General features: G+C 38.1%; 18 protein-coding genes. 4 read left to right on the top strand and 14 right to left on the bottom strand.

Features of this window, described 5'->3' with window-relative positions; genetic code table 11:
* Positions 1–41: 41 nt before the first annotated feature.
* From MK805_RS14170 to MK805_RS14155, 4 genes are read right to left on the bottom strand one after another with little or no spacing between them, the layout of a single operon-like run.
* Positions 42–1,073 carry a hypothetical protein gene (locus tag MK805_RS14170; RefSeq protein ID WP_240876546.1) on the bottom strand — a complete coding sequence of 344 codons (1,032 nt, stop codon included), beginning with the start codon at positions 1,071–1,073 and terminating at the stop codon, positions 42–44.
* 37 nt (positions 1,074–1,110) lie between these two features.
* The gene (locus MK805_RS14165; RefSeq protein WP_240876545.1) at positions 1,111–2,325 is read right to left on the bottom strand and encodes a methionine adenosyltransferase; all 1,215 of its coding nucleotides are present in this window, start codon (positions 2,323–2,325) and stop codon (positions 1,111–1,113) included.
* 47 nt (positions 2,326–2,372) lie between these two features.
* Positions 2,373–2,669, bottom strand: coding sequence for a hypothetical protein (locus MK805_RS14160; RefSeq protein WP_240876544.1), 297 nt, complete (start codon positions 2,667–2,669; stop codon positions 2,373–2,375).
* Positions 2,670–2,681: 12 nt separating this feature from the next.
* Complete coding sequence (locus MK805_RS14155) at positions 2,682–3,158, bottom strand: hypothetical protein (protein WP_240876543.1); 477 nt, start codon at positions 3,156–3,158, stop codon at positions 2,682–2,684.
* A gap of 349 nt (positions 3,159–3,507) precedes the next feature.
* Here MK805_RS14155 and MK805_RS18055 point away from each other — a divergent pair, with 349 nt between their 5' ends.
* The 3 genes from MK805_RS18055 (at position 3,508) to MK805_RS14140 (ending at position 6,970) form a co-directional block, all read left to right on the top strand.
* A complete protein-coding gene (locus MK805_RS18055) occupies positions 3,508–4,830 on the top strand; it encodes a helix-turn-helix domain-containing protein (RefSeq protein WP_240876542.1) in 1,323 nt (440 codons plus the stop codon).
* Positions 4,831–5,265: 435 nt separating this feature from the next.
* A complete protein-coding gene (locus tag MK805_RS14145) occupies positions 5,266–5,562 on the top strand; it encodes an IS200/IS605 family accessory protein TnpB-related protein (protein ID WP_240876541.1) in 297 nt (98 codons plus the stop codon).
* A gap of 322 nt (positions 5,563–5,884) precedes the next feature.
* A complete protein-coding gene (locus tag MK805_RS14140; protein WP_240876540.1) occupies positions 5,885–6,970 on the top strand; it encodes a nitric oxide synthase oxygenase in 1,086 nt (361 codons plus the stop codon).
* 5 nt (positions 6,971–6,975) lie between these two features.
* Here the strand turns inward: MK805_RS14140 and MK805_RS14135 are convergent, their stop codons facing one another.
* The 6 genes from MK805_RS14135 to MK805_RS14110 are packed head-to-tail and all read right to left on the bottom strand — an operon-like array spanning position 6,976 to position 12,341.
* Positions 6,976–7,185: a hypothetical protein gene (locus MK805_RS14135; RefSeq protein WP_240876539.1), complete on the bottom strand. Its 210-nt coding sequence runs from the start codon at positions 7,183–7,185 to the stop codon at positions 6,976–6,978.
* Positions 7,178–8,044 (bottom strand): SDR family oxidoreductase, encoded by an 867-nt coding sequence (locus tag MK805_RS14130; protein WP_240876538.1) that lies wholly within the window; start codon positions 8,042–8,044, stop codon positions 7,178–7,180. The genes MK805_RS14135 and MK805_RS14130 overlap by 8 nt, the downstream gene beginning before the upstream one ends.
* Positions 8,045–8,065: 21 nt before the next feature.
* The gene (locus MK805_RS14125; RefSeq protein WP_338057515.1) at positions 8,066–9,751 is read right to left on the bottom strand and encodes a thiamine pyrophosphate-binding protein; all 1,686 of its coding nucleotides are present in this window, start codon (positions 9,749–9,751) and stop codon (positions 8,066–8,068) included.
* A gap of 31 nt (positions 9,752–9,782) precedes the next feature.
* Positions 9,783–11,354: a GMC family oxidoreductase gene (locus MK805_RS14120; RefSeq protein ID WP_240876537.1), complete on the bottom strand. Its 1,572-nt coding sequence runs from the start codon at positions 11,352–11,354 to the stop codon at positions 9,783–9,785.
* A complete protein-coding gene (locus MK805_RS14115; RefSeq protein WP_240876536.1) occupies positions 11,347–11,943 on the bottom strand; it encodes a gluconate 2-dehydrogenase subunit 3 family protein in 597 nt (198 codons plus the stop codon). The genes MK805_RS14120 and MK805_RS14115 overlap by 8 nt, the downstream gene beginning before the upstream one ends.
* Positions 11,944–11,948: 5 nt before the next feature.
* Positions 11,949–12,341: a hypothetical protein gene (locus MK805_RS14110; protein WP_240876535.1), complete on the bottom strand. Its 393-nt coding sequence runs from the start codon at positions 12,339–12,341 to the stop codon at positions 11,949–11,951.
* 111 nt (positions 12,342–12,452) lie between these two features.
* Between MK805_RS14110 and MK805_RS14105 the strand changes: the two genes are divergently transcribed.
* A complete protein-coding gene (locus MK805_RS14105; RefSeq protein WP_240876534.1) occupies positions 12,453–13,571 on the top strand; it encodes a mandelate racemase/muconate lactonizing enzyme family protein in 1,119 nt (372 codons plus the stop codon).
* A gap of 112 nt (positions 13,572–13,683) precedes the next feature.
* Here MK805_RS14105 and MK805_RS14100 read toward each other — a convergent pair whose 3' ends face one another.
* The 4 genes from MK805_RS14100 to MK805_RS14085 form a co-directional block, all read right to left on the bottom strand.
* On the bottom strand, positions 13,684–14,439 hold the full coding sequence (locus MK805_RS14100; protein WP_240876533.1) for a GTP cyclohydrolase II: 756 nt from the start codon (positions 14,437–14,439) through the stop codon (positions 13,684–13,686).
* Positions 14,440–14,709: 270 nt separating this feature from the next.
* A complete protein-coding gene (locus tag MK805_RS14095; RefSeq protein WP_420833082.1) occupies positions 14,710–16,422 on the bottom strand; it encodes a GMC family oxidoreductase in 1,713 nt (570 codons plus the stop codon).
* A 331-nt stretch (positions 16,423–16,753) separates the two neighbouring features.
* Positions 16,754–17,173 (bottom strand): DUF1259 domain-containing protein, encoded by a 420-nt coding sequence (locus MK805_RS14090; protein WP_240876532.1) that lies wholly within the window; start codon positions 17,171–17,173, stop codon positions 16,754–16,756.
* A 160-nt stretch (positions 17,174–17,333) separates the two neighbouring features.
* Positions 17,334–18,062 carry a polysaccharide deacetylase family protein gene (locus MK805_RS14085; protein ID WP_240876531.1) on the bottom strand — a complete coding sequence of 243 codons (729 nt, stop codon included), beginning with the start codon at positions 18,060–18,062 and terminating at the stop codon, positions 17,334–17,336.
* Positions 18,063–18,486: the final 424 nt, after the last annotated feature.

Raw genomic sequence — 18,486 nt, 5'->3', positions numbered from 1 at the left:
TGATGCTCCTCCAAATCACCAAGAAGTATCTGAATTATTTCTCACTGATTAATGAGATAACAACGCTTAATAAGTGCCAAAGCATCCTCCCAATTCATATCTTCAGTAAGATCAAATAATGGAATTTTATAACCATCAGCTGAAACTAATGGATTAGTCTGCAATTCTAAAATTTGCTCTTTTTCCATCCCGTTTTGAATAAGCAGATTCCCAAAGGATGTATCACAAATTTGAATTTTCCCATTTTTATGGTCATCGCTAAAATAACGAATAGTAGCAAACAACCCCTCTATTGGGCATGGTGAAACGTGTATCCCATTAAAACGAATATTTGCACATGGTAACTTGAACTCATCTTTATACTTAAGTAGTAGATTTTTGATTGAACCCTCTTGAGCACAATGAGGATCAGTAGCACCCACCATTTTTTGACGTATATCTTTTAAATCTTTTGGGGAAATACATTCAAATACAACTACAGCGTTTCCTAAGGTGGTAAACCAATCCAATTGACAGGGATAAAAAGGATTAAGAATTACACAATATTGGTCATCCATTGTTAAAGAGATAGCATATACACCAGAACCTAGTTTCTTGGTTTCTACATTCTGCGAAAGGATTTCTAGGGCAAGAGGTGAAAAATCTGGATGATTTCTTAAAAACTCTAGACTACCAATAACACTGCTATTGCCATCTTTTATGTGTGGAAATGCCTGTGATAATCGCTCTTTTGTACCATTTGAGCATACATCTAAGCCGTACTTTGATACTCGATCTAATACTGCGTAATGTTTTTTGATAAGTTCATGTTTTTTCAAATACATGGAAGAAAACACACGTACAGCCCTAACTCGTACATCAAATGTATGAAATTGACCTTGAACTAAATCTAAAATTTTATTCAAATCTACCCCATCTTGTACTCTGCATAACTCAGGTTTCAGCATGAAAATAAACTGGTTGTAATTGGTATCAGTCTCAGGGTGAAATTCGTATGATTGAACCCAATAATTTAATGGAGAATCAGGTTTTGCTATACACTCACCAACGGCATTAACGATTTCAGTATTCATAGAAACAACGCTCCACTTGAATAATTAAATTTGGTTACTACCACATCGTAATACCTTTGAATATCAATTCTTTAGTAATACCTTCTACTGAGTTAATATGGGAATCAATAATTTGCTCCACTATTAATTTTTCCGTTTGATTCTCAGCCCAATTTTGTATGCTAACAGTAATCTCATCTGGGTTATGCAAAGGAGCAGCTTTTGAAGTGAATATATGCACTTCGATTGGCTTCTTCAGAGAAAGGTAAATCTCTTCTGCTAACCTTTGAGCTAACACTCCATAAAGTTTCCCTGTATGATCTAACGGATTTTTACCAGCTGGAGCTTCAATACTCATGGATCTCATTGGAGTTATTAATCCATTGATACGATTTCCTCGACCAACAACTCCAATATCTCCTGTATCTGCAACAGATCCAAAAACCGTTAAATAAGGTCGATCAGTTCGATCTCCATCGGGATTAACAGAAATGTCCGGTATTACATGAAAAGTTTGATAGATATGTTCATGAATTTGCCTTGTAACTTCTTTTTTGCGCTGAACATAGTGAGATTGAGAAGAAATGTACTTCGCAATAAATGGTAAGTTAATCAATAATTTAAAATTCTTTTCATGACGACTACCAAATACTTTTACATCCCAACCTGTATCCGGATTAGCTTGCTTAAACTCAGTACCATTTATATATTTTTCACAAGAGAGAACCATTTGCTCAAGTTTGCTAAGTGGTGCATAGCCTGACAATAAGTTGCAATCATTAGATATTCTTTTCTTATCATCAAGAGACAACAAGTCATCTAATTTCATTGGACGATACCTAGAGTTTTTCCGACTTGGTCCACAATGATCAATAATTTGTAGGGATATTTCGAGATTTTTAGTTGGATCAAAATCCGTTAATACTTCTGATAGAACCTCTGAAGCAGCTTGGTACAAAATATCTCGTACTGGTATTTTCTGATTTCCAAAAGCAAAAGCAGCCTTTCCAGCAAAAATGATGATGTAGGGCTTTATCATCTCTCCCTTGCCGAAACCAATGGTAGCTTCCCCACCAATCAGCATAACCTTATCAAACCAGTGATGAGCAACCCTTCCAAAATGTTGAAAACAGTACCCAGAGTAATACCTAGAGGCCCTTTCTGCAATTGCATCACAGATAGTATCTGGATGACCTACTCCTTTTCGTTCTACCAATTCAAATGGTTGATCCTCTATGCTAATCTTTGAAACTGATGAGATATAATTAGCCATCTTGTTTAACCTCCTTAACCTTGGCCGTAAAGTCGACCATCACCAACTCACTCTAACTTACCTTTGATATGAATAACTCCTTTTCCGGTATCAATCACCTTAACATTGGTTAGGGTAAAGGCCACTTCCTCTTCCTCATCCTGAGCTTGTACCTCAATACGAGTAAAATGATGAGTTTCAAGTTCGTTGTGACGTTGTTTACAATTAAATACAATCAGAAATTCATTTTTCTCTAGCAACTGCTTGTAAATAGGTTTATATTCATAACTTGCAATTGCTTGCATCTTATTCAAATAACTTGTAATTTGATCAAAACTCCCGATTGTAATCATTTGGAAACTCATGAAAGGAAACCCCTATTCGTTTACTGCTACGAATTCTCTTTTCTTCTCTGAATCTACCACTTTGCAATCTAATAACACGCTCTCTCTTCTTCTGTTGTTATCAGGATTGGCAAAGATATCGTATGACTTCCCTTGTATATAAACCATTCTATTTGGCATTTCTACAATCTGGACATTCAGCAAAGGAAATTCAATCTTTCTTCCATCATCGGTTTGAATATGCACTACGCTTTCTTTCCTATGAAAACGAGATAGAAAATACGGGGTCTCTTCCAATTGCATAACCACATGCAAATCTTCCTTTTGAACCAAATGATCAAATAGTTTCTGATAATCACAAGACAATCGATACCCTGAGAATTTCATAAACTCCCAAAATCTTTTCACTTTATCCAAACACCCAGCAACAGCAACCTGATAATAATTGGATTCTTTCTTCTTCAATCTTGGTAACGATGGTAATAATGTATTTACCTGATTTGTTCTCATAAAAATCCCCCAGATATTGATATTCTCTTACTAATACTCTGTGCAGTCTCAGTGGTGTTCAACATTACTTGAAGTAAAAGCTGATCATTCTACCAATAAATTGATTAATTAGCCTTTTACCCTTATAAATCACATGGTAAAATTGAGTAGAATATTAAATCTTTTCAAAATCAAACATTCTAATCCATTTATAGGAATCCTTGAGATCATCTTAATCAAATTTTAGTCCATTCCAAATAATTGTACAAACATTAAATATTTAGTGATTTTTATCCATTTTCACTAAATATTTAATTGTTGATCACTTCACAAACATTTCAGATAATAATCTTTAAAGGGGGAGGGTGCTGTGAAGCCAGCAGAATATGTTGCTTTCGGAAAGTATCTGAAAAAAATCAGAAGTAAACAAGGACACTCTTTGGATAACATTGCTGATGAAAACATATCTTCAGCCACAATCAGTAAGCTAGAACGTGGAACTTTGGGAGTAAGCGAAGAGAAAATTCAGTATCTATGCAAGAAACTGAATATTGACTTTTCCCAATACCCTGTTTTGCTAAATGAAAAAGTGGATAATCAAAACAAACTTCTAAGAACGTTAAAAGGCATCGAACGTCTACTAAATTATATTGGATCAGAATTCCCAATCGAAAGGTTTGATTCTATTTCGATTGACGTAGAAGATGCTTTGTACTTATATTTCCTCTATCTAAAAGGGAGATACTATTACAAACAAAATATGTGGGTAAAATCCAGAGAATATTTTCTAGAAGTACTACAGTTACTGAAACAGCATCCAGATTATGAAAAGAGCAACATTGGTTCCTACTGCTACAAAGAGTTAGGACGGATTAGTTATTTTTATGAAGGAGACACCGAGAAAGCACTCTACCTCAATAAACAAGGACTAGCTATCTTTCATCCCGATGGGGAAAGAGCTTTTTTAAAGTACACCCTTTTGGTTACGGAAGCATTTTATTTAGAAAAATTAAACCGTAATGGGGAAGCTAGTCATGCCCTAAATATCTTGTTTGAAGAAGAAACTCAGATCGATAACAGTGATGTAAGGATTAATATGTATGAAATACGTGCTTTTTTACTTGTTAAGGATCAACATTACAGAGAAGCACGTAAATATGTAGAAAGAGGAGTGGAATTGGCGGAAGCAAACAAACAAATCGATCGAGGATTTGAATTGTGGACCTCACTTGGAAATATTTGCTTTCAAAAGGGGGATTTCCAAGAAGCTGAAGAGTATTTTCTGTTGGCTTTGGATTTGAAAAACTTCGTAAAGAAAGAATATCTACTTGTTTCTACGTATACTCAATTGGGAAGACTTTACCTGAAACAATGTAAATGGAACTTAGCTAAAGAATATTTTGAGACAGCTGTACAAATTGGTTTAGATAGTAACGATGAATCCCGATACATTGACGCATTAGAAGCTATGGGTGATTATTGTTTAAAACGGGGGGATTTGGAAGAAGCAACAAAACCTTATGAAGAAGCCTTGAAACTTGCAGAAAAACACGGTTTTCTCATTACAACCAACAGATGCTTGGTAAAACTCGGACACTGTTACAAAAAAATAAATCCTTCCAAATATCAAGAATGTATAGAAAAGTCCTTTAAAATTACTGTAAAATCAACATTAGATTCTTTATTAGCTTAGGGAGGTAACACAATATGTTTAATTCTAGTACAAAATCGCTTATGCCTGATCCACCAGATACCTGTAATTAAGATATTTACTTAAAAGCTTACATTTCGAAATGACAACCACAACACAGAATTTAGTTAGGGGAGAACTCCCCTAACTAACAATTTTACTTTAAAAACCCCTTAACTTTATCACTATCTCATCCTCTGTGGTCTTTAAATTATCCCACTTCTCCTTCAACACATTCACCATCTCAATAAAATGCCGAGTATCTCGGATCGCCTGTCCATTCAAAGAAATCCGCACATAAACCTCACTCGGCTTTGATTTTGGCATATCTGATTTCACCAAGATAGAAAATATGCGATTCTGAGCAAATTAATGATAAATAAATTAGATACTCCAGATGAGCAAATTTACTAACATTTTGTTCCAAATCCGCTCGATATGCATGTCTTCCACGTCTGTCGTAAGATAATCCATTATTGTTTGAAATATCGCATTGGGACACTGGTTATCGGATATAACGAAAATCTGCAAAAAGGCACCAACTTAGGTAAACGCAACAACCAAAATTTCGTGAATATCCCCATTGGGATGATCAAAGAGAAGTTGGAATATAGGTGTGAGCGATATGGGATGACGTTGGTGCAACAAGAAGAAAGCTACACATCCAAAGCGAGTTTTTGGGATCAAGATGAACTGCCCACCTATGCCATCCAACTCGAAAACGTATACCTTTAGAGGTGCACGGGTGAAACGTGGCTTATATCGTACGTCTTCGGGAATGTTGATGAACGCAGATATCCATGGCGCATGAAACATCTTGCGAAAAAGTAACGTTGTAGCCCTTACGGGCTTATACACTAGAGGCGAAGTGGACACGCCTGTACGAATAAGGATAGCCTAGCTATCAACCTTCGTAGACGAAGCTTACGACTTTAGTCGTGAGAGGTTCACTTTGTAACAAAAAATACATTTTCAAGCATATAAACGTACACATCATTGTTTACGATAATAATCAGATTATATTTCATACGAGATACGGCTAAGAGGTGTGTTCCTGATGGTCAGCCCAATCATGCAAGAAGCAGAAAACTTCATTTTCACCTGTTATCGAGAACTAGAAAAGCCAATCGATGCAGCTCTCCATAGAGTCCAAGAAATAAAAGAAGAGATCATTACTAATGGTACTTATCAGCATACATATGAGGAATTGTCCCATGGAGCTAAAATGGCATGGCGTAATTCCAATCGCTGCATCGGTAGATTATTTTGGAACCGCCTTACTGTCATTGATGCAAGAGACAAATATACAGCAACCGAAGTTGCAGGTACACTATTTCACCATATTTCCCATGCTACCAATCATGGAGAAATCCAGCCGACGATCACGATCTTCCCAGCAGAACAACATGGACAGCAACCAGTTCGCATCTGGAATCAACAGCTTTTACGCTATGCAGGGTATGAAACGGATCAAGGTATTATTGGTGATCCGATATCGATATCTTTTACCAAAGCTTGTCAAGCATTAGGTTGGCAAGGCTCTGGAGGATCATTTGATATTCTCCCACTTGTCATTCAAATAAACGGGGACAACCCACAATATTTCCCTATCCCATCTGACATTATTACAGAAGTCGCGATCGAACACCCTAGTTATACTGAAATAAAAGAACTACACATAAAATGGTATGCCGTTCCGATTATCTCGGATATGCGCCTAGAGATAGGCGGTATTAATTATGTAGCTGCACCGTTTAACGGCTGGTATATGGGAACAGAGATTGGAGCAAGAAATCTAGCAGATGAAGATCGCTATAATCTGCTTCCACAAATTGCTGATATCGTAGGACTCCATCGTCAAAGCAATGCGACACTATGGAAGGATCGAGCATTAGTAGAGTTAAACATCGCAGTACTAGAATCCTATAAAAAAGCTGGTGTTAGCATTGTAGACCACCACACTGCTGCCCAGCAGTTTAAAGCATTTGAAAAACAGGAACAAAAAAATGGCCGCGAGGTAACTGGCGAATGGGCATGGCTCATCCCTCCGATGTCACCTGCGACAACCCACATTTTTCACAAGCCATATAAAAACAAAATCGTAAAACCTAATTACTTTTATCAAGATCGTCCGTATGAGTAAAAAAATTATAACATTGCTTGCGAGAAAACCCACGGTTTTAATCGTGGGATGAAAACAAGCATCAGATGAGGATACTTTTTCCTCTTATAGATCCATTCAATAAGTTGTTGTTTTCGTTCTCTCCGAAGGGGGTTTCCAGCCTGTTCACAATACAAGTAAGTGAGCAGTAGAAGTAACAGAATTTGCAATTCTATTCGAACTTCACTATTAGCCATTGATAACGACTCCACCATTAAGATGCATGATTTGACCAGTCATATAGGAGGAGTCATCTGATGCTAAAAATACATATGCTGGGGCTATTTCTGCTGGTTGACCCGCGCGTTTCATCGGATTTTTGCTGCCCCAACTCGCTACTTGATCAGCAGGAAAAGAAGCAGGGATAAGCGGTGTCCAAAACGGTCCAGGTGCCACACCATTTACTCTTATTCCTTTTTTGATTAGAGATTTTGCTAGTGAACGAGTGAAGGAAACAATAGCTCCTTTGGTTGCTGCATAATCCATTAGCTGCTCATTACCTTCATATGCGGCAAGTGAAGCAGTATTGATAACTGCACTTCCATTTTGAAGATAGGGAAGTGCAGCTTTTGTAAGATAAAAAACAGAGAAGAAGTTGGTTTGAAATGTCCGTTCGAGTTGCTCAGTCGAAATAAACTCCAGACCATTTTGCACCCATTGTTCAGCAGCATTATTCACTAAAATATCCAGTTTTCCAAATTCCTTTATCGTTTGGGACACAATTTGCTGGCAGAATGCTTCATTTCCAATATCACCTGCTATTGTTAAACAACGGCGGCCTTTTTGTTCGACATACTGCTTTGTTTCTTCGGCATCAGGATGTTCATTGAAATAAACAATGACTACATCCGCTCCTTCTTTCGCAAAGGCAACGGCAATAGCCCGGCCCATCCCGCTGTCCCCACCTGTAATGATGGCTACTTTATTTTGTAGCTTTCCATTTCCGATATAAGTGGGATTATCAAAGATAGGACGTGGATTCATCATAGATTCTAAACCCGGCTGCTGATTTTGGTGCTGCGGTGGAAATGTCTTTGGGAAGATTTGTGGATTCATTTATATCCTCCTGTCATCGTTTCATTTTCGAAAATCCGGGTGTGTAATAGAAGCAGTATTTACATCTACTAAAGTGGGTTGACTTCCTGTAAGCGCTTTTTGGAGCGTCTCCTCTAATTCGATATGAGAATCTGCCCGATAAGCTTCCCATCCACAAGCTTTTGCTAATGCAACATAATCTGGATTTACCAAGTCAACACCTAACCGGTTTAATCCACTTCTTTTCATCTTGTCTTCTTCCATCTGTAACGTTTTGTTATTAAAAACAACAAGCGTGATTTTTAGCCGATGTTGTATGGCAGTAAGAAGGTCACCGAGCACCATATTCAGACCTCCATCACCAGTGATCGCCACAACTTGCTTGTCTGGCCTGCATAATTTTGCTGCAAGTGCAGCGGGTAGACCGAATCCCATTGTTCGCCAATGACCTGAGATAAGAACCTGCTGCTGTTTTGCTCGGAAGTTGCGGTAAAACCATAGCGTTACATCTCCTTCATCTAACGTTATAATCGAATCTGGAGAAACCGTCTTTTCAAGAGCCCTTATAATGCGTGACGGTGGAATGGGAGATCCGACTTGATTCCCCTCTTGTTGATTTTGCAGAGCCCAAGACTGCCCAGCTTCCTGTACCTGCCGTACCCAATCGGGATTCTGTGTATAATCTTTTAATTCATCCAAAAGGATGGGAATAATGGTTTCTGGTTGGCCAATGACACCCATTTCCACCTGAGGGCCTTTCCCTATATTTATTGCATGCTTTTCAATCTGAATGACTCGAGTGTGAATTGGTACATATCCTTCTGGCCACCATGTCGTCCCAATCATAAGGACAACATCTGCCTGTTTTAAGATATTGGATGCATAAGGATTTCCCCCTTCCCCTATCCCTCCCAGCATACGAACGGACGTATCTGGAACCATTCCTTTGGCTCCTAAACTAGTCAGAAGGCCAGCTCCCCATTGTCCGGTTAATTGTTCCACAGTCCTACCCGCTGATTTTGCCCCAATTCCTGCAATAATCATTGGTTTTTTGGCAGACCGCATCATCTGAATAACTTGTTTCAATGATTCTTTGCTGTACATCTGCCTATCATTGGATACCATTACAGGACGCTTATAAGGTTGGACAGATGTCATCTTCGTAAATAGATCTTTTGGAACAGACAGATGCGTTACTGTCCCTTCTATCTGAGCAAGCTTCATGGCATTCACAAGGACATCAACAACTGTATCTGGATGAGTGAGCAGAGTGCTGCTTCGGGTAAACTCCTTCACTAATTGTTGTTGATTGATATATTGCTTATAATCCGTGCCAATTTTATTTAATGGTGCTTGCCCTGTGATAGCCAAAACTGGTGAGTGATCCAGATAAGCATCCCCCAATCCATTCATCAGGTTTGCTATCCCGGGCCCCATTTGGGCTGTACATACACCGAGTCCACCAGTTAATTTTGCTTCTGCTGATGCCATCATAGCTGCGACTGATTCATGTTGCACTTGAATAAATTGGATAGCACTTTGTTTCGATATCGCATCTAATAATCCAAAAATAGCATCTCCTACTACTCCATAAATTCGCTTTACTCCCCAGAGTGTCAGTTGTTCCAGCATAATATCTGCAACTGATTTCATACTTTGAGGTGATCTGACTTGATTTAATGGAGATTTTTGGATACTGCTTTTCATCTTCCTTTGGTAAATTGGCAAACCAGCACCTCCTAGAACAGGGGCATATTACTTATAAATTTCCAGCACCCATTTCTCGTTTGATATAATCAGCAGTTCGAGCCGCTAAAGCCATCACCGTATTGGTAGGATTTCCTCCACCAGAAGTGACAAAGATACTTGCATCACAGATAAATAAGTTTGGGATATCATGGGTTTGCCCAAATGAATTGACAACTGACGTTTTCGGATCATTCCCCATTCGACATCCACCCATTAAATGAGCAGTATCAGCAACAACAAATTCCGGTTTCCCATCCGCAGCTTCCATGATATTTTTCATTGTTTTTACGGCATGGGAAATTAACCGCAAATCATTATCACTATAACTAAATGTTACTTTTGCCCTTGGAAGCCCATATTCGTCATTTTCCTCAGCAAGGGTAATGGTATTTTTCTCATTTGGTAATACTTCTCCAACTAAGGTAATTCGTCCATAATAATTGTAGTTGAGCATGGTTTCCCGGAGCCTGTCTCCCCATAAAAAGCCTTCGGTTGACTTTGATATCCCGTTTACAAACTCAACTGGTCTGGCACCATGAGCGTGCAAAGTGTAACCTCGTGCAAAATCTCTGTTTGGATCAGTCCGATAGAAAGCCTGCGTTGTTGCCAATACAGGAGTACCTTTATATAAACGAATCTCTCGATGAAACTTCCCATAAACATCATGGCTACTATGAGTCATAAATGCTTTCCCTACCCATCCACTACTGTTAGCAAGACCATCAGGAAATTGTTCATTTGCAGAGTTGAATAAAAGTCGAGGCGTTTCCACTACATAGGCACTTACGATAACTAACTTCGCCTTTTGCTGATAGGCTTTTCCTTCATGAATAAATTCGACTCCTGTTGCTTTTCCTTGCTTATCCATCAACACACGTGTCACCATACAATCAGGTAACACTTCAGCTCCTGCATCCATGGCTTTTGGAATATGTACAATTAAAGTGCTAAATTTGGCATCCGGCATACATCCTTGATTACAAAAACCCCGATTGATACATGGCGGGCGGCCTTCAAAAGGGGCTGATAGAATGGCTAAAGGGGCAACTACACTCTCAATCCCTAATTTTTCACAACCATTTTGAAACATATAGGCATTGGGACTAAGTGGTTCCCGTTCAGGATACGGATAGGGACCATGAAAATTTCCCCATGGGAAATACTTTGGACCTGATACGGCAATCTCTTTTTCGATCTTGTCATAATAGGGAGCAATATCTTCATAGGAAATAGGCCAATCTTCTCCAACTCCATCGATCGAACGAGCTTTAAAATCAACATCATGAAAGCGCAGAAACACTCCGGTGAAATGAACGGTTCCTCCTCCAACACCTCTGCCGCTATTGTTATGTCCCATGGTGAGAGGATTTTTTCCATCTACGATACGAGTATCTTGCCATCCTAAATTTTTCATCGTTAATTCATCACTAGCAAAATCTTTTTGCGGGTCTCGCATCGGTCCTGCATCCAGTACCACCACTTTCATCTTGGCCTTACTTAATTCATGCGCCAAAACGCCGCCTGCTGCTCCAGCTCCTACAATCACTACATCTACTTCTTCATTTCCATATTTCCTATTCATCTTCTGGCTGCGCCTCCCAAGGATCGAGCTGACCTAATTGTGTTCGTACATATCCCCTTGGGTAAGCTGGTCCCCCATAGCCTATCTCTGACCACACAAGAGGATGAGAATAATATGCTTCTAATGTCATAGTAAGTAATTTTTTAAATAATTCCTTCTGCGGGATAGAGCTCCTTTTACTAGTAAAAGCTTGCTCTTTGCTTAATTGGGTTAACAACTGCTGTTGTGCTTTTTTATCTAGCTGAACAAACGATAACTCATACTTTTCTTGCGAGGTTTGTTCCAATGCCTCTAAACCTGAACGAAGTAATTCTTTTGCTTTTGGAGCTCCAACCTTCCGTTGTCCTTCTCCTATGGAAGAATGGAGCGTTTGATCCATATGATCGAGGATATAAAAAATCAATGATTCCCTCTCATCCCCAGTCAATTGCCCACAAATCTGTTGCAACATCGCAGCTTCTTTCTTTGTTAGAAAAGAGTAGGAGGCAGTTGGTTCTAATCGCTTAGAAACGATTTGTTGGGTATGGTCATCCCATTCATCTTTTGCTTTCATTACATCGTAAGAGGGATAATGTGATCTTTTTGACAACCTCATCACCTCCAATAAGCTGCAATAAGCCCCAAAGCACTTAAAGCAGTAAACACAAGGGGCAGAATGATAGGAGGACCAATCAGAAAGTTTCGAAGTGCCCATCCGCCAACACGAATGCCTACACCCCGAAAGTGATAATAAAAACCAATTAACCCATCCAAAATACCGATTACCATTAAAATTTTAAATAATAATTTGATCCAAGATGCTTGATAATAAGTGAAAATCATTCCTGCAATAAAAAATAAGGGAGATGCAATTACAGGTATCCACATCGCCTTCTGATGAAAATTTTGCCGATAATGGAACATCGTCACTTGAATAAACATCAACAAAAACGCCAAACCAACAAATAAAACCAAAATCCTGTCTAGCGGCCATCCATTCCAATACATACGACTGCTCCTATTCCTTATCGAATTCATCATTCCATTTTTCCATTTTTTAACGAATACTATACTTCTATACTTGTCACATACTAATCCAAAAGAAATGGAGAACAAACGGTGATTATTCAACAGATTGATACGTTTCCTTTGTTTTATCGGTTAAAAGAGCCATATGGAGATGCCAATGGATATAAGTATTACCGTTCTTGCTATTTATTTCGAATTCGTACGCAGTCCGGGATGGAAGGATGGGGAGAATGTATCGATTGGTTACCGACACTAGAGAAAGGATTTCGAGAACGAATCATTCCTTTTTTAGTAGGAAAAAAAATAACGGATCGCGCTCATCTGGTAGCAACAATCCAAAAATGGCATAAACGAATAGCAGCTGGTGTCAGTATGGCCTTAACGGAGATATTAGCAAAAGTCGCCGGCTTGTCTGTATGTGACTTATGGGGTGGAAAAAGAAGAAATGTAGTTCCTGTCTATGCTTCCTTTCAGTCTTATTCGAATCATGATGATTGGATTAAGTCTTCTATAACGAAGGTTGAAACGGCAGCAAAAGCTGGTTATAAGCAGATGAAAGTGAAAGTTGGTGGAAAGTCGTTTCGAGAAGATGCCAATCATATTTCATTACTCGAAAAATCAGTTGGTGAACAAGTCCAAATCGCCTTAGATGCAAATCAAAGCTATGATTTATTTACCGCATTGAAATGGAACGCACTATTTGAAAAAAGCCCCTGTTCGCTTTGGTTCGAAGAGCCTTTACCTGTACAAAATAACTCGGATTATTCCCTTCTGCGCTCTCGATGCCTTCTTCCCATAGCGGGTGGAGAAAATATACAAAAACCAATTCAGTTTATTTCCAATATACAAGCTGGAGCATTTGATATTATCCAGCCTGATCCCATGCATTTAGGCGGGATCGATTCATTTCGGGATATTTTACAATTGGCACGTTATCAAAAAGTACGGGTATCCCCCCATACTTTCGATGGGATTCTATCCCGGCTTTATGCGGTATTTGCACAAAGTTGTTTACCTGCTTGGAGTAAAATGAAAGGGGAAGAAATCGAATCAGTAGAGTGGGATGTCATGGAAAATCCTTTCAACAAACTCCTCCCCGTTGAGCCAAAACAAGGGACTGTCACCGTCCCTGTTGGTATTGGAATTGGGGTAGAGTTCGATGAAAAAGAATTAGAAGCTTATCGTTGGGATGGATCAAGCTATTCGTAAAGGTTTAAAAAAAGACAACTAGTATCATTATTAACAAATACCTAGTGAAAAAGCATTCTGGAGTTTTATGTAGAATGCTTTTTATATGCTTATTCAGCCCATCAAATAGCTGTTAGTCATTTAGACAAGTCCCTTCTTGTTTTAAATGACCTGAACGTTTTATTTTAGTCTGAAGATAGTTCTTATTGAACTCTGAAACATCTCCCCATAATGGCTTTCTTTCTAAAACTTTCAAACCAGCGTTTTTCAATGCTTCCAGCTTTTTTGGATTATTTGTGATGAGTGTTACAGGTTTGGATCTTAATTTTTTTAGCACTAAAATTGCATCACTATAGTTTCTTGAATCATCCACAAAACCTAGTTTTTCATTTGCTTCAACCGTATCATATCCATTTTCTTGCAAAATATAGGCCATCGCTTTACTAAACAATCCAATCCCTCTTCCTTCATGATTGGCCAAATAAAACAATGCACCTGCCCCATGCTCTACAATCATTTTCATGGACTGTTTTAATTGATACCCGCAATCACATCGCTTACTTCCAAATATATCTCCTGTATGACAGATGGAATGCATTCGAATAATGACATCGTCATCCTCTTGAAAGTCACCATAGACTAAAACGCTTGATTGTTGCAATTCAGCTAAGTTAACAGAAGATAATTTTTCAATAATTTTCTCATAGTCTTCTGTTACTTCCTCACAATTCAACCAACAATACCATTGGAAAACAACCGTCTCTCCATATAAGTTGACAGGCAGTCGAATCGGACCAACTAAATAAATGCATCTTTCGTCCGTTTCTATTAACTGTATTTTATCTTCTAGAATAGAAAGAACGTTTGAATCGAATTTTGCTTGTGTCATCCATCTTACTCCTTTAGTAGAGAATCCTTGTTTTACCGAATTAATAGTACCATAAACTTTCCTTTGACATGAATGGGACCCTAGTATGATAAAAGATAACCTAATAACTGACAAAAATACCCCTGTAAGAAAAGAATTTTGATAGTTACAGACCTCGACTAATTCAATATAAAGAGATGCAACCTACATTAGGTGCATCTCTTTATATTGAATATATAAATTTTCATCGAATAATTTTCTGTTACTAGTTACAATGAAAGTACTTTTTCATTATTCTTCTAAATACCAATCATTTTCTTCCATTAATTGCTGAGCAATGGTAAAACCGATGAGATAAGCTGGAGCTGTAGTATTGCCATCTACGGTAAATGGGATCAGTGAATCATCTGCTACCATTAGATTTTCCACTCCATGAACGTTCCCTCTATTATCAACCACTCCACCGTTTTCTAATGGAGCCATACGAAGAGCTCCTTGTTGATGATGATTGTGACCAAAATTTTGTTTGATAAATTCTTCTAACTTCTCATCATCATTAATCACGTCTAAAGTAGGGGAAATGAGTTTGTAGTCTGGATCAATTGCTGCCAGTTCTTCTGCAATATTTTTAATATAAATTTGATAAATAGCTTTAACGGCTTCTAAATCCGCAGGATTTTTCATAAAACCTTCATCTGCCAGTACGATTTTTAACGGGTCTTTGTTCTGGATTTGAATAGAGCCCCGACTTTTTGGCTTCAGGTAGATGATGGCGATTTGAAGCAGACCATTGTTACCAATTCCGATCAATTGAACCCCTCGGATGCTAGGATTGTCTATCCTTGCAGGACTGGGCAAAAACGCACCACCTGTATAAAGAGCGCTCGGGTCGTTTGGAGGAAGGGCTTGATCATTTGGATTGGTAGTAAAGGTAGCGGTATTCAGCGTATGATTTCGAAGGTGTTTTCCTACATTCGGGTTATTAAACACAACAGGAATATCTGCTTCTCTAAGTAGTTTCGAAGGGCCAATTCCGGATAACATCAGAATAGGGGTACTATTTATTCCAGCAGATATAATCACTTTCTTACGCGCAAAAGCATGAACACATCTGCCATCTTTTAAAAATGCCACTCCAATGGCTTTTTTATTGCGAAAGAGTACTCGAAGGGCAGTAGATTCAAAAGAAACCCTCAGTTTTCTTCCGTTTACACCATGTCCATCGGAAGTCATAATGTCAGGCGAAAGAAAAGCGGTTGACGCACTTTCCCGATGACCATTTGGTTTTTGAAATAACTGCCATCGTGTAAAGGGACCAAGGGGTGTATTTGGATCATTATAATCCAAAATTTCTGGAAATCCCGTCGCCTGCTCCATTGCTAACACTAATTTTTCAGCCATTGTAGTTGGATTTACAGGAGCTTGTCGAATATCGATTCTCCCATGATATCCATGAGCATTTGGATTATCTGTTTCTCCATTAAAATCCTCTAACTCTTTAAAGCTGGTAATCGCCTCCTGAGGAGACCAAAGAGGACCTAAGAGGCTTTCCCACTGACTTAAAACGTCAGAAGTAGGTCTTACATACTGTTCGCCATTAATCGACGAGCCACCACCGGAAAGTCGACCCGTAGTCCACTCAAAAGAACGATCATCCACTCCTTTTTGAGGAATGCCTTCTCCTTGCCAAAAATACTGAGGGAAAAATTTTTCTTCCAACTCTGGGGCAAAGGTAGAATTTGAAATGGGAACATCTCTATCGTTATTATCCCCTGCTTCTAATACAAGAACAGAAGTTTTTTTATCATCTGTAAGTGTCTTCGCCAGTACAGCACCAGCAGGACCAGTCCCAACTATAATATAGTCAAAAATCAATCCCAAATTATTTGTTTTGGTATTCCTTCGTTTTTTCTTGGCTATTTTTTTCTTATTAGGAAAAAGCATCCCTTTTTTAAGAATTTTTGATTTCCTTAATAGGGAATAAATGGATTTATTTAAATGCATCTCGTTCTCTCCTTATGCAAGCGACTTAGGCTCCTATATCGTATGCTTAAAAATAAGATAATTTCCTTTTTTTAGAGCACCTTGCATACCACCCATATTGGTCTATAAGAACGGATTTTGGATCTAAAAATACTACATGAAAAAGATGCAGCTGAAATGTCTATTTCGTTACTGGAACATGAAAAAAAACAGTGACTAAATATCACTGTTCTTTTGAAAATAAGAAAAAAGGATAATTGGCCAGTGTGATCCACTATGGAAAAAACAGTCAATTATCCTTTTTAGATAGTCCATTCATACCGTTTCATCATACTGTAAATGAACAAGCCTTTTAACCCAAGAAAGCAATAGATTCTTTTGATTTTCTCGCAAATGCTATTGGGTTATCAATGGATTCCCAGTGGATATACATTAAACGAGGCTGTTCAAACAGCCAGTGATTGTGAAGTGCAGTAACAATAATGCCACGTTTTTGAAGGTTTCTTATTAATTGATTGGCTTGATCTTGACGAGCTGCTGTTTCTCCTAAACAAAGTGCACGCCCTGACTTATCGAGAGATTCAAACGAAAAAAGCTGATAACGAACCAAGGGGGAATTGGTACGTCTCCCTAAAATTGTTTCATTAATTTTCCTTGCCCTGCTGACAAAACAAACAGGTCCTGGATCAATTTCATGTTCCCCGCCCAGGATTCGTGCAAATTGGTTACACAGCCTTTGGAATTGGGGGCTTACTTTTACTTTTTGAGCCATAAAAAAACCTCCTTTTCTATTGAGCATTCTATGCTGAATGAGAAAAGGAAGATTGTATGAATCCCTATTTATCTATTTTATCATCAGGTAAACTTCTTTCTTTTTTGAAAGCGGATAGGAGATATAAAAGAATTTGCTACAAAATTTGGAATCGATATAATCATCCTTCTACTGCTTGTAACAATTGGGAGACGGTTACAAACTGATATCCTCGTTTTTTTAATTCTGGCAGGATTTCTTTTAAAGCCAGTACTGTTTTCTCATTTAAATCATGAAACAAAACAATATCTCCATTACTAGCATTCCTTATAACCTTATTTACAATAGATGATTTTTTTGTCCGATTACTCCAATCCTTTGTATCTTGATCCCAACTCCACATAATCATCCTAAGTTGATGTTTCTTTGCAATGCTCACCACTTGATCATTGTATACTCCACCTGGGGGACGAAATAAGTAAGGTTTCACTCCAGTAACTTGTTCTATAGCTGTCTGAGTCATTTTTATTTCTTTGTCTAATTTTTCACCCGTTAATCGATTCAAATCAAAGTGAAAATAAGTATGGTTGGCAATTTCATGACCTTGCACAACAATAGATTTAGCAATCTTCGGATATCGATTTACTTTGTAACCTAAACAAAAAAAGGTGGCCTTCGCTTGGTATTGTTGAAGAAGAGAGAGAAGTTTTCCTGTGGTTCCCGAACTAGGACCATCGTCAAAGGTTAATGCAATCCACTTTTTATGTATGGGTTTATCCCAAAAGATTTCCTTATGGGTCTCATAATATTTTCGATCTTTAGGAGGATCATCAGCATATGCATGATGACTAGTTAAACCTGTACTGTTTATTGCAATAAATAGAAGTATGCCAATACTCGACCATTTCATTGTATATTCTCCATCTTTAATGATATACAAGTATTATGTCCATTCTCCTTAAAAGAATGCCATTGACCACAAAGAATCCCGTATCAAAAGGTCTAGATATTGGCGAAAAATATAAATCTTCACCAGTCGACATTATAATTTGATTTCTTTATTTGCATACGTCCGGTTGCCCCCGGGCGTTTTAATTTTACCATCTCCTCTCTTAGGAGAGAATCTTCTCCTGAAGGTTGTTTCAGCTCTTACACACTGGCGACCTAGCTTCTTTTCTCACCATCTATTTCACTCATCTAAACCGAACATATATCCCCTATTGTTTATAATGTTATATAACGTTATATTATAATAAATAACAAATGAAAGCGTTTTCTATACAATGCAAATGATAATCAATAAAATGGAAAAACACTTAACAATTCATTTGTTA

The organism is Shimazuella soli, assembly GCF_022511585.1.
In the GTDB taxonomy this organism is placed as follows: Bacteria; Bacillota; Bacilli; order Thermoactinomycetales; family Thermoactinomycetaceae; genus Shimazuella; species Shimazuella soli.
The sequence above is the reverse complement of the archived record's forward strand: the minus strand, read 5'-3'. Positions and strand labels throughout refer to the sequence as shown.